This is a genomic window from Streptomyces sp. NPDC048277, from assembly GCF_040652235.1.
Lineage (GTDB): Bacteria > Actinomycetota > Actinomycetes > Streptomycetales > Streptomycetaceae > Streptomyces.
In genome coordinates, this window is record NZ_JBEZLQ010000018.1 from 150,229 (window position 1) to 162,036 (window position 11,808).

The 11,808-nt window shown below is 69.7% G+C and carries 10 protein-coding genes and 1 pseudogene; 8 read left to right on the forward strand and 3 right to left on the reverse strand.

Annotated features, from left to right (window positions below; genetic code table 11):
• Positions 1–89: 89 nt before the first annotated feature.
• From AB0D85_RS33695 to AB0D85_RS33710, 4 genes are all read left to right on the forward strand, one after another.
• Positions 90–641, forward strand: coding sequence for a GNAT family N-acetyltransferase (locus AB0D85_RS33695; RefSeq protein WP_362328623.1), 552 nt, complete (start codon positions 90–92; stop codon positions 639–641).
• Positions 638–2,407 carry an IucA/IucC family siderophore biosynthesis protein gene (locus AB0D85_RS33700; protein ID WP_362328625.1) on the forward strand — a complete coding sequence of 590 codons (1,770 nt, stop codon included), beginning with the start codon at positions 638–640 and terminating at the stop codon, positions 2,405–2,407. Before AB0D85_RS33695 ends, AB0D85_RS33700 begins: the two co-directional genes overlap by 4 nt.
• Before the next feature lie 145 nt (positions 2,408–2,552).
• Positions 2,553–4,127, forward strand: a complete 1,575-nt coding sequence (locus tag AB0D85_RS33705; RefSeq protein WP_362328627.1) for an RICIN domain-containing protein — start codon at positions 2,553–2,555, stop codon at positions 4,125–4,127.
• 23 nt (positions 4,128–4,150) lie between these two features.
• Positions 4,151–5,008 (forward strand): DUF4429 domain-containing protein, encoded by an 858-nt coding sequence (locus AB0D85_RS33710; protein WP_362328629.1) that lies wholly within the window; start codon positions 4,151–4,153, stop codon positions 5,006–5,008.
• Between the two features lie 35 nt (positions 5,009–5,043).
• Here the strand turns inward: AB0D85_RS33710 and AB0D85_RS33715 are convergent, their stop codons facing one another.
• On the reverse strand, positions 5,044–6,606 hold the full coding sequence (locus tag AB0D85_RS33715) for a metallophosphoesterase family protein (protein ID WP_362328631.1): 1,563 nt from the start codon (positions 6,604–6,606) through the stop codon (positions 5,044–5,046).
• 165 nt (positions 6,607–6,771) lie between these two features.
• Between AB0D85_RS33715 and AB0D85_RS33720 the strand changes: the two genes are divergently transcribed.
• Positions 6,772–7,029 (forward strand): hypothetical protein, encoded by a 258-nt coding sequence (locus AB0D85_RS33720; protein ID WP_362328633.1) that lies wholly within the window; start codon positions 6,772–6,774, stop codon positions 7,027–7,029.
• 34 nt (positions 7,030–7,063) lie between these two features.
• Positions 7,064–8,881 (forward strand): glutamine--fructose-6-phosphate transaminase (isomerizing), encoded by a 1,818-nt coding sequence (glmS, locus tag AB0D85_RS33725; protein WP_362328635.1) that lies wholly within the window; start codon positions 7,064–7,066, stop codon positions 8,879–8,881.
• Between the two features lie 234 nt (positions 8,882–9,115).
• On the opposite strand, the gene AB0D85_RS33730 is transcribed toward glmS, so the two are convergent.
• Together AB0D85_RS33730 and AB0D85_RS33735 are read right to left on the reverse strand one after the other, a co-directional pair.
• Positions 9,116–9,682 (reverse strand): GPR1/FUN34/YaaH family transporter, encoded by a 567-nt coding sequence (locus tag AB0D85_RS33730; protein ID WP_362328637.1) that lies wholly within the window; start codon positions 9,680–9,682, stop codon positions 9,116–9,118.
• A gap of 154 nt (positions 9,683–9,836) precedes the next feature.
• The gene (locus AB0D85_RS33735; RefSeq protein ID WP_046731599.1) at positions 9,837–10,364 is read right to left on the reverse strand and encodes a universal stress protein; all 528 of its coding nucleotides are present in this window, start codon (positions 10,362–10,364) and stop codon (positions 9,837–9,839) included.
• Positions 10,365–10,716: 352 nt separating this feature from the next.
• On the opposite strand from AB0D85_RS33735, the gene AB0D85_RS33740 reads away from it, so the two are divergent.
• The gene (locus AB0D85_RS33740) at positions 10,717–11,028 is read left to right on the forward strand and encodes a hypothetical protein (RefSeq protein ID WP_362328640.1); all 312 of its coding nucleotides are present in this window, start codon (positions 10,717–10,719) and stop codon (positions 11,026–11,028) included.
• Positions 11,029–11,405: 377 nt separating this feature from the next.
• Positions 11,406–11,808, forward strand: a pseudogene (locus AB0D85_RS33745) (AraC family transcriptional regulator); the annotation flags it as partial.

The window sequence follows — 11,808 nt, forward strand, 5'->3', positions numbered from 1 at the left end:
GCGGTATTCGTGAAACTCACGCCGGAAGAAAACGACGTATCCAACTCACTCATCCTCGACGACCGAACCGTGCGCCCAAGGAGTCACCCATGACCACCGCACCGAAGGTGGGCACCTTCGCCTTCCGGCCCCTCGACCCCCTCAAGGACGCCGAACTCCTCCACACTTGGGTCACCCACCCCAAGGCGGCCTTCTGGATGATGCAGGACGCCGAACCGGAGGACGTCGAGCGGGCGTACCTGGACATCGCGGCCGACGAGCACCACCACGCGCTGCTCGGGCTCGGCGAGGACGGTGAACCCGCCTTCCTCATGGAGAAGTACGACCCCGCCCACCGGGAGCTGGTCGGGCTGTACGAACCCGAGCCGGGGGACGTCGGGATGCACTTCCTGACCCCCGCCACCGACACGCCCGTGCACGGGTTCACGAAGGCCGTCATCACGGCCGTGGTGGCGCATCTCTTCGAGGATCCGGCGGCCCGCCGGATCGTCGTCGAGCCGGACGTGCGCAACAAGGCCGTGCACGCACTGAACGAGGCCGTCGGGTTCGTGCCCGCACGCGAGATAGAGAAGCCGGAGAAGAAGGCGTTGCTGAGCTTCTGCACACGGGAGCGGTTCGAGAAGGCGGTGGCCGCCGTATGACCCTCGCCGACGCGGTCGCCCATCTGTCCCCCGAGCGCTGGGAGAAGGCCAACCGGCTGCTCATACGCAAGGCGCTCGCGGAGTTCGCCCACGAGCGCCTGATCACCCCGGAGGAGGACGGCACCGGCTATGTCGTCCGCAGCGACGACGGGCTCACCCGCTACCGCTTCACCGCCGTCCGCCGTGCCCTGGACCACTGGCAGGTGGACCCGGACTCCCTCACCCGCGTCCGTGACGGGGCCGAACTGCCGCTCGCCGCAATGGACTTCTTCATCGAGCTGAAGGGCTTCCTGGGGCTCGGCGACGAGGTCCTGCCGGTCTACCTGGAGGAGATCTCCTCCACCCTCTCCGGCACCTGCTACAAGCTGACCAAGCCCCAGGTCCCGGTCGCCGAGCTCACCCGCGCCGGTTTCCAGGCGATCGAGACCGGGATGACCGAGGGCCACCCCTGCTTCGTCGCCAACAACGGCCGGCTCGGCTTCGGCGTCCACGAGTACCTGTCGTACGCCCCCGAGACCGCGAGCCCGGTCCGGCTGGTGTGGCTGGCGGCGCACCGGTCGCGGGCGGCCTTCACGGCGGGTGTCGGCATCGAGTACGAGTCCTTCGTGCGGGAGGAGCTGGGCGCGGCGACCGTCGAGCGGTTCGACACGGTCCTGCGCGAGAAGGGGCTGGACCCCGCCGACTACCTCCTCATCCCGGTCCACCCCTGGCAGTGGTGGAACAAGCTCACCGTCACCTTCGCCGCCGAGGTCGCCCGCGGCCACCTGGTCTGCCTGGGCGAGGGCGACGACGAGTACCTGGCCCAGCAATCCATCCGGACCTTCTTCAACCGCTCCCACCCCGAGAAGCACTACGTCAAAACCGCGCTCTCGGTCCTCAACATGGGCTTCATGCGCGGGCTCTCCGCCGCCTACATGGAGGCCACCCCGGCGATCAACGACTGGCTGGCCCAGCTCATCGACAACGACCCGGTGCTCAAGTCCACCGGCCTGTCGATCATCCGGGAGCGGGCCGCCGTGGGCTACCGGCACCTGGAGTACGAGAGGGCGACCGACCGCTACTCGCCGTACCGGAAGATGCTGGCCGCGCTGTGGCGGGAGAGCCCGGTGCCGTCCCTCCGGGAAGGCGAGTCACTGGCGACCATGGCCTCCCTCCTCCACGTGGACGACGAGGGGGCGTCCTTCGCGGCCGCGCTGATCGAACAGAGTGGGCTGCCCGCCCGGGAGTGGCTGCGCTCGTACCTGCGGGCGTACTTCACCCCGCTCCTCCACAGCTTCTACGCCTACGACCTCGTCTTCATGCCGCACGGCGAGAACGTGATCCTGGTCCTCGACGACGGGGTGGTCCGGCGGGCGGTCTACAAGGACATCGCCGAGGAGATCGCGGTCATGGACCCGGACGCGGTGCTGCCGCCGGAGGTCGGGCGGATCGCGGTCGAGGTCCCCGAGGACAAGAAACTCCTGTCGATCTTCACGGACGTCTTCGACTGCTTCTTCCGCTTCCTCGCCGCGAACCTCGCGACCGAGGGGGTCCTGGAGGAGGACGACTTCTGGCGGACGGTCGCCGAAGTCACCCGCGAGTACCAGGAGTCGGTGCCCGAACTCGCCGAGAAGTTCGCGCGCTACGACATGTTCGCGCCCGAGTTCGCGCTGTCCTGCCTCAACCGGCTCCAGCTGCGCAACAACAGGCAGATGGTGGACCTGGCGGACCCGTCGGGCGCCCTCCAGCTGGTCGGAACCCTGAAAAATCCCGTCGCGGGGTTCTGATCGGGCCGGGCGGTGCTTGGGAGTACGGTCCTCCCGAGCCCCGCCCGGCGCACACACGGCGCGTACACAAAGCGCACAGTCTCACCACAGAGCGCGGCACTACGGTCCACACCTTGCCGTGCCCGCTCCTTGGGGAGACGATTCCATGCCCGAGCACACCGCACAGCAAGTCCCGCACCGCACCTCGTCCGCATCCGGATCAGGATCCGCATCCGGATCCGCATCCGGATCAGGGATCCTGACGGAACACACCCCGGCCGTCCTCGCCTACGCCCAGGCGTTCTGCACAAGACCGGACGACGCCTCCGACCTGGCCGCCGACGTCCTCGCCCGAGGCGCGCACCGGCAGGGTCCCGCGTTACGCACCGCGCTGCTCGCCGACGTACGGCGCACCGCCGACAACTGGTTGCGCGACGACCGGCGCGAGCTCTTACGTCCCGAGTTCCTGGCCTGGTCGGGACAGAACGCCGAGATCCACGGCGCCGTCGACACACTGCGCCGCGTGGAGCGCGTCTCGGTACTGCTGACCGCCTTCGAGGAACTGCCCGAGCAGCCGCGGGCCGCGTTGTGGCTGTGCCTGGCCGAGGAGGGCGAGTCGCAGTCGGCGGCCGGGGCGCTGAACGCCTCCGTCGAGTTCACCGAATCCCTCGCGCTGTCGGCCCGCAGCCGCCTGGTCGACACCGTCCTTCGGCTGCGTGCCCCACGCAGCTCCGACGTACAGTGCCTCCACTACGGCGGCATGCTGGGTGCCATCGCCCGCGGCAGGCATCGGGAGACGCCGGCCGACCTCCGGCAGCACCTGGACGGCTGCCGCTCCTGTGCCGACGACCTCGAGACGCTCCGCACGCTCGCGTCGGGCGATGCGCCGAGCGTACGGCGGCTGCTGGTCGACGAGCTGCTGGTGTGGGGCGGGACCGTGTACCGGCGGGCCCGTTCGGCGGAGCGGACGCCGCCGCCCTCCGCGTCGCGCCCGCTCACCGCCGGGCCGCCCCGGCCCGCGCGCGCCGGTAGCGGCAGACGTGAGCGTCGGCGCCGGCAGACGGTGGTCTCGGTGATGGTCTCGGTGGTGGTGACGGCCGTACTGACCACGACGGTGACCAGAGTCCTGCTCCGCTCGGACACCGCCGAGGGGGCCGAGCACCCTCGCTCCACCGTGAGTTCCGCCGCGTCGCCGTCCCCCGGCCGATCCCCGTCCCCGTCCGCATCTCCGTCCGCATCCCCTTCCCCGTCCTCCACGGACAGCGCCTCCGCCGGGGCCGTCGTCCTCCGGAGCGTCGCCACGGGACGCTGCGTCACCGGCCCCCGCGGCAACGCCTCCGCGCCGCCCGGACCGGCATCCGCCCCCGACCCGGTGCTGGCCGCCTGCGACGGCGGCGAGGACCAGCGGTGGCGCCCGGTCCGGCTCGAGAACGGCGCCGTGGCCCTGGTGAACGCCGCCTCGAAACTGTGCCTGGACATCGCCGGCGACCGGGTCGCGGGGGACGGGATGCAACAGCGGATGTGCGCCTACCGGCAGGGCGCCGACGCGCCGTTCCCGCAGGACCAGGCGTTCGTGCCGGCCCGGGCGGCGGAGCACGCGTTCACCCTGCTCTGCCAGGACAACCCCGGGATCGCCGTCGGGGTGCGCTCCGGCGAGGTCCGGATGCGGGCGACCGCCGGGTTCGGCGTGGACGTCCGCTTCACGCTCGATGGCGGTGCGCAGAGCGCACTCGGGCTGTGACGGCCCGGTGCCAGAATCTCCCCATGTCGGAAATCATCCAGAAGGACGGCACCTGGGTCTTCGACGGAGGCGCGCTGCGGCTCACCCCCGGGCGGGACAAGAACGTCGGTGTGCTGCGCCGGGCGCTGGGTGAACTGGTCGTACCGCTGGGCGCGTTGGCCGGGGTCTCGTTCGAGCAGGGGCGCAGGTCGGGGCGGCTGAGACTGCGGCTGCGGGACGGCGCCGATCCCCTGCTGCACGCCACCGGCGGCCGCCTCACCGAACCCCATGACCCCTATCGGCTGACCGTGGAGCCGGACCGGTACGGGGTCGCCGAGTACGTCACGGACGAGGTGCGCGGCGCGCTGCTGCTGGAGCGGGTGCCGACCACGCCCGTGCGCGAGTATCTGCTGCCCGGTCCGGCGCTGCCGCTGACGGTCTCCGCCGGGGACGGCACCGCGTCGTTCGACGGGGAGCAGGTACGGCTGGAGTGGAACTGGAAGACGGAGGACGCCAAGTCCGCCGCGGGCCCCCGCACACTGGCCCTGACGGACATCCTCGGCGTGGAGTGGCAGCCCTCCGCCGGGCTGGAGAACGGCCATCTGCGGTTCCGGGTGCGCGGTGCGCCGGCCAGGACGCGGGCCAAGTACGACCCGCACGCGGTGGAGTTGTGGGGGTTCAAGCGGGACCCGCTGATGGCGCTGGTCGCGGCGGCTGTGCAGGCGCGGCTGCCGCACCCCTCGGCCGCCGTACCGGAACCGCCCCCGGCGCCGGAGGTGCCCGGGGCCGATCACGACGCCCTGCTGCGGCGGCTGCGGGAGCTGGGTGAGCTGCATCGCGCGGGTGTGCTCACCGACGAGGAGTTCACCAAGGCCAAACAGGCGGTCCTCAGACACATGTGAGGACCGCCCGCCGGTTACTGCTTACTGCCTGCTGCTCACTTGGCCTTGCGGGCCACCGTGAAGTGGTCGATGCGGTCGCCGGTCTCGGCGATGCCCGACACGTTCAGCTTGGCGTAGCGGCCGCGCGAGGCGGGCTCCACGTCGACGCGCAGGAAGGAGTAGTTGAGGTAGCGCACCCGGGACCAGGTGACGGTCTCGTTGACCTTGCCGTCCTTGGTGTTGATGAAGGAGGCGACGGAGTCGACCTCGTTCAGGTGGCCCTCGTAGGAGTCGGGGGCGGTGAACGCGTAGAGGCTGCGGCCGGCCGCGCCCGCGGTGACGTAGACGACACCCTCGGTGTCGGAGTAGGCCGTCTCGCCGATCGGGAGCTTCTTGACGACGGCGTTGCCCTTGATCACGTCGGTGCGCTCGTACTGGTGGTTGTGGCCGTTGATGACCAGGTCCACCGTGTACTTCTCGAACAGCGGCACCCACTCCTGTCGCACGCCCCCCTCCGAGGCGTGCGCCGTGGAGGTGCAGTAGGCGCAGTGGTGGAAGAACACGATGATGAAGTCGATGTCCTTCGAGGCCCGGAACTTCTTCAGCTGGCCCTCGAACCACGTGGTCTGCGTGCCGCCCGAGATGCCGAGGTTGGCCGGGATCTCGAAGGAGACGTCGTTCGGGTCGAGCGAGATGATCGCGGTGTTGCCGTAGACGAAGGAGTAGACGCCCGGCAGGTTCGCCTTGTCCGGCCCGTTGTCGGGCAGGGTGAAGCGGGCCTCCTCGCCGCCGTAGCCGTTGGGCGAGTACCAGGCTTCCATGTCGTGGTTGCCGTACGACACCATCCACGGCACGGACTTGGCGACGGACTCGGTCTGGGCGAGGAACTGGTCCCAGATGCGCGAGTCGAAGCCGGTGTCGGTCGCCTTGCCCTGGCCCGCCGGGTCGCCGTAGGCGATGTCGCCGGCGTGCAGGTGGAAGCTCGGGTTCTGGCCCAGGATCAGGCTGTCGTTGGCGAGGGCGTGGTAGCTGACGCCCTGGTCGCCGAAGGCCGTGAAGGTGAACGGCGTCCGGCAGTCGGGGGCGGTGGTGAAGGTGCCCAGGGTGCCGAGCAGGTGCGCCTCGGCCGGGTCGAAGCCCTCGTGGCCGACGCCGTAGTAGTAGGTCTTGCCGGGGCGCAGGTTGGCCAGCTGGGCGTGGAGGTAGTACTGGGTGCGGTCGGCGCTGGCACCGACACCGGCCGGGGTGTAGAGGGTGCGGACCTCGGCCGGGATCTTGCGCGAGAGGTCCCAGGGGTGGGCGCCGATGCGCACGAACGGGTTCTTGACGGCGACGGGGACCTGCCAGGAGATCGTCATCTCCGTGCCGGCGTCGGTGCCGAAGGCGAGGTGCCGGCCGAAGGGGGCGACGAGGGCGCCGTCGACCTGCTCGGTGGCGGGGGCGGTGGACTGGGTGGGAACGGCGGCCTGGGCGGTGCCGCCCAGTACGAAGGAGCCGCCCGTGACGGCGCCGAGGGTCACGGCGCCGCCTCTGATCATCGAGCGCCGGGAGAACTTGGCGCGGAGGTACTCGTGCTGCTCGGCCATGCTGCGGTCGGCGAGCTCATCGGGTACGCCCATACGAGGAATGTCCATGGCGTCTGAAAATCGTCTCCACAAGCAACGTGGCGCAAGACACAGGATGGACAGGCTGCGAACAGAGCCCCATAAGAGATTCAACAGGCCGCTGCCCGGAATCGGGCAGGATTCTTGCGAAACCGACGGCGGTACTCCAGGATCTACCGGGTGCACGACGAACTCGTTGATCATCTGACGCGGTCCACGCCCCTGAGCCGGGGCGAGGCGCTGCGGGTGATCCAGGACGTGCTCGCCTACTTCGACGAGACGGCCGGGGACTACGTCCGGCGCCGCCACCGCGAGCTCCAGGCGGAAGGCCTGGTGAACGCGGAGATCTTCGACCGGATCGCCGCGGATCTCAAGTACCGGGCGGTCGCCCCGCCGGAGTTCACCCTCCGGCAGTTGCGCCGCCTTGTCTACGGATGACCTTCTACGGCTGAGGAATACGGAACACCTATATATGTGCGGAATTGTCGGATACATCGGTAAGCGTGATGTCGCCCCCCTTCTCCTCGAAGGTCTCCAGCGGCTGGAATACCGCGGTTACGACTCGGCGGGCATCGTCGTCACCACCCCGAAGACCGGCGGCCTGAAGATGGTCAAGGCCAAGGGCCGGGTCCGGGACCTGGAGGCCAAGGTCCCGGCGCGCTTCAAGGGCACCACCGGTATCGCCCACACCCGCTGGGCCACCCACGGCGCCCCCTCCGACGTGAACGCCCACCCGCACATGTCGGCCGACCAGAAGGTCGCCGTCGTCCACAACGGCATCATCGACAACGCCGCGGAGCTGCGCCGCAAGCTGGAGGCGGACGGCATCGAGTTCCTCTCCGAGACCGACACCGAGGTCCTCACCCACCTGATCGCCCGCTCCCAGGCGGAGACCCTGGAGGAGAAGGTCCGCCAGGCGCTGCGCCTGATCGAGGGCACGTACGGCATCGCGGTCATGCACGCCGACTTCCCCGAGCGGATCGTGGTGGCCCGCAACGGCTCCCCGGTGGTCCTCGGCATCGGCGACAAGGAGATGTTCGTCGCCTCGGACATCGCGGCGCTCGTCACCCACACCCGCCAGATAGTGACCCTCGACGACGGCGAGATGGCCACCCTCAAGGCCGACGACTTCCGCACCTACACCACCGAGGGCACCCGCACGACGGCCGAGCCGACCACCGTGGAGTGGGAGGCCGAGTCGTACGACATGGGCGGCCACGACACGTACATGCACAAGGAGATCTTCGAGCAGCCCGACGCGGTCGACCGCGTGCTGCGCGGCCGGATCGACGACCGCTTCTCCACCGTGCACCTCGGCGGCCTCAACCTCGACGCCCGCGACGCGCGTGCCGTGCGCCGCGTGAAGATCCTCGGCTGCGGCACGTCGTACCACGCGGGCATGATCGGCGCCCAGATGATCGAGGAGCTGGCCCGTATCCCCGCGGACGCCGAGCCGGCCTCCGAGTTCCGCTACCGCAACCCGGTCGTCGACCCCGACACCCTGTACATCGCGGTCTCCCAGTCCGGCGAGACGTACGACGTCCTCGCCGCCGTCCAGGAGCTGAAGCGCAAGGGCGCGCGGGTGCTGGGCGTGGTGAACGTGGTGGGCTCGGCGATCGCCCGCGAGGCGGACGGCGGCACGTACGTGCACGCGGGCCCCGAGGTCTGCGTCGTCTCCACGAAGTGCTTCACGAACACCACGGTCGCCTTCGCTCTCCTCGCCCTCCACCTCGGCCGTATCCGGGACCTCTCCGTCCGCGACGGCAAGCGGATCATCGAGGGCCTGCGCAAGCTGCCGGCCCAGATCTCGGAGATCCTCGCGCAGGAGGCGGAGATCGAGAAGATGGCCGCGGAGTACGCCGAGGCCCGCTCGATGCTCTTCATCGGCCGCGTCCGGGGCTACCCGGTGGCCCGTGAGGCCTCCCTGAAGCTCAAGGAGGTCTCCTACATCCACGCGGAGGCGTACCCGGCGTCCGAGCTCAAGCACGGCCCCCTGGCCCTCATCGAGCCGGCCCTCCCCACGGTGGCGATCGTCCCCGACGACGACCTCCTGGAGAAGAACCGCGCGGCCCTGGAGGAGATCAAGGCCCGCAGCGGCAAGATCCTGGCGGTGGCCCACCAGCACCAGGAGAAGGCGGACCGCACGATCGTCGTCCCGAAGAACGAGGACGAGCTGGACCCGATCCTGATGGGCATCCCCCTCCAACTCCTCGCGTACCACACGGCGAAGGCGTTGGGCCGCGACATCGACAAGCCGCGGAACCTGGCGAAGTCGGTGACGGTGGAGTAGGGCGGCCGCATTGTCCGTGCGGGTGCGTGGGGGTTGCTCGCGCAGTTCCCCGCGCCCCTGACGGGGCGCTGAATCGCCGTCAGCATCAACGCGCCCCAAAGGGGCGCGGGGAACTGCGCGGCCAGCCCCCACCGGCCGCACAACCGAACGGACCCCCACGTGTGCCCGAAAGCCACGGGGGGTCCGCTCATTGGATCGCCGGGGACGCCCAACTCCCCGGCGTCGGCTGCCATTTCAGCCGTGGGCCGTCACCCCACGACCGGCAGCCCGCCTCGGCAGCACCGTCGGCCAGTGCGCGAGCGCGGCCGTCGCGGCGTACCAGGCGACCGCCCCCGCCGCCGCGGCAACCCACCCGCCGACCTTCGTCAGTGACGAACTGTCGGCGAAGCTCGCGACCGCGAGGAGCAGCATCGCCAGGAACAGCAGCCCGTGCATGGCCTGTCCGAGCTGGTCGCCGCCCGCGAGGGTCAACGACAGGGCCACGAGGGCGAAGAGGAGCAGGAAGAGCCCGGCCCCGTTGGCCGAGGAATGGCCTCCGGAGGAGACGGCCCAGGTGAACCAGAGCGCGCCGAGGGCCACATAGCCCGTGCCGTTCGCGGCGTCACGGTCACGGAAGGCCAGCAGGCCGACGAGGAAGAGGGCGACTCCGCCCACGTAATGGGCGACTGACACGGCGTCGGACGTGGTGACGTTGTCGATCACGCCGGTGGTGCCGAGGCCGAACGCCAACAGGGTGATTCCCAGGGCGAGTCGGCCGGCCACGGTAGTGGTTCCGCTTCCCGCAGAGACGTCGTTGTCCACGGCGGGCTCCCTTCATGCTTTGTGCAGTTGTGCGCGGTGACCGATATATGCCCTTCACAAGGGCACAAACACCTCTGCACGCCAGAAAATTCGGGCACTGCACGAAGGGAGCCGGACCGTTCCCACAGGACATCTCACCTGGGAGAACGGGGAGTTACGGAATGACAACGACGGGCCGCTTGGCCCGCTTCGCGAGCCGTCCGGCGACGGAGCCGAAGATCCGGCCGACGATCCCGTGGGTCGACCCCACGACGATCGCGTCCGCCTCGTACTCCCGCCCCACCTCTTCGAGTTCATGGCAGATGTCGCCGCCGCGCTCGACGAGGATCCAGGGCACTTCGGACAGATAGTCGGCGCAGGCGAGTTCGAGACCGAGCACCTCGGTGCGGTGGTCCGGCACGTCGACGAAGACGGGTGGCTCGCAGCCGGCCCACACGGTGGTCGGCAGTCGGTTGGCGACATGGACGATGATCAGCCCTGTGCGGGAGCGGTGTGCCATCCCGATCGCATAGGCGAGGGCGCGCTCACTGGAGGTGGAGCCGTCGAAGCCGACGACCACCCCGTGTTTGAAGGCGGGATCGCAGGAAGGGCGTGCCTCTTCCGCCGCCAGCGCATCGGCCGCCGTGGGGTCGGCGACCGGCCGCTTGCGGTCCGCTGGATCGAAGAATTCGTGACCGGCCATGGCTGTCTCGGCGTTGGGATCCTTGTGTAGGGGAGGGACGACAGTGTGCGGCGGAGCTGTGTCCGGGAAACATCTTCCCAACCCCATACCCCCAAGGGTACGGCGGCACGCCTCCTCAGCCCAGATCCCGCGCACTCTCCGTAGGGGACGTTCCCCGGAGTCGGTTAGGGGTTCCCCGGAGCATGCACGAGGCGCGCCCGTAACGCAATGGTTGCTGCCCCGTACAGGCGGTTTGCACAGGATTCGGACAGGGCCGGGGCCCACGCACGGTGACCGACCGCTCCCACGGGCGTTGATCACAGGACGAGTGCACCACAAAGGAGTACGACGGAGTACCACAAGGAGTACGACGATGTCCGGACCGCGTCCCACCACCCGCGAACCGCACCCCGCCCCGGGCACCGCCCCGGACACCGCGGGCGACGTGATCCGCTGGGCCGCGTTCTCCTGCGCCCTCGTCCCCGTGGTGCTTCTCTGGTACGGCACCTCGCCGGCCGGTGCGGCCGGTACGGCCCTCGGTCTGGCCGCCGTCACGGCCGCGTGCCGGTTCCTGCTGCGCCGCTCCGAGTGCGCGGCGGCGCGCGGAACGGCGCACGGGACGGAGCGCAGAACGGGGGTCCGAGGAGGCGGACGTCACACCAAGGGAACTACACCGGTCGACTGACCGGTTTCCGTGCACGCGGACGCCTCTTTTCAGCCAACTTCCCGACACTGTGCAAGGGGGGTCCCCCCTCCCCCCCAACCCCCGTTCCACCTGCACGGAAAGGGTCCTGGAGGGCCTGCGCACCCTACGCGGTTTGGCCACTACGACGAGGCGCACTTCCCTGCACGGCCTGTGAGTGCAACGCTTCGTGATCGAATGCTTCACGCCAAGTTGTCATGTCGACAATCGACGGCGTGTCGAACTGGTCAACGCGACACCGCGGAAACCAGTAGATTCGATCTTGACGTCTTACGGCGGGGGACTCGTGCAGGACCGAGGGGAAACGTGCAGGAGCGACACAACCGAGGAGCCGCGACCACCGAGGGGGGCTTAGCAGGATGAGCCACGACTCCACTGCCGCGCCGGAAGCCGCGGCCCGGAAACTTTCCGGGCGACGCCGCAAGGAGATCGTCGCGGTGCTGCTGTTCAGCGGCGGCCCCATCTTCGAGAGTTCCATACCGCTTTCGGTGTTCGGGATAGACCGCCAGGACGCCGGAGTGCCGCGCTACCGACTGCTGGTGTGCGGCGGCGAGGAAGGCCCGCTGCGGACCACAGGGGGCCTGGAACTCACCGCGCCACACGGCCTGGAGGCGATCTCACGCGCCGGCACGGTCGTCGTACCGGCCTGGCGCTCGATCACCGCGCCGCCGCCCGAAGAAGCGCTGGACGCGCTGCGCCGCGCCCATGAAGAAGGGGCCCGCATAGTCGGGCTGTGCACGGGCGCGTTCGTGCTGGCCGCCA

Coding starts and splice junctions, on each gene's coding strand:
- AB0D85_RS33695 (WP_362328623.1), top strand. CDS start 90: ATGACCACCGCACCGAAGGTGGGCACCTTCGCCTTCCGGCCCCTCGAC.
- glmS (WP_362328635.1), top strand. CDS start 7,064: ATGTGCGGAATTGTCGGATACATCGGTAAGCGTGATGTCGCCCCCCTT.
- AB0D85_RS33715 (WP_362328631.1), bottom strand. CDS start 6,606: ATGGGCGTACCCGATGAGCTCGCCGACCGCAGCATGGCCGAGCAGCAC.
- AB0D85_RS33740 (WP_362328640.1), top strand. CDS start 10,717: ATGTCCGGACCGCGTCCCACCACCCGCGAACCGCACCCCGCCCCGGGC.
- AB0D85_RS33710 (WP_362328629.1), top strand. CDS start 4,151: ATGTCGGAAATCATCCAGAAGGACGGCACCTGGGTCTTCGACGGAGGC.
- AB0D85_RS33735 (WP_046731599.1), bottom strand. CDS start 10,364: ATGGCCGGTCACGAATTCTTCGATCCAGCGGACCGCAAGCGGCCGGTC.
- AB0D85_RS33705 (WP_362328627.1), top strand. CDS start 2,553: ATGCCCGAGCACACCGCACAGCAAGTCCCGCACCGCACCTCGTCCGCA.
- AB0D85_RS33700 (WP_362328625.1), top strand. CDS start 638: ATGACCCTCGCCGACGCGGTCGCCCATCTGTCCCCCGAGCGCTGGGAG.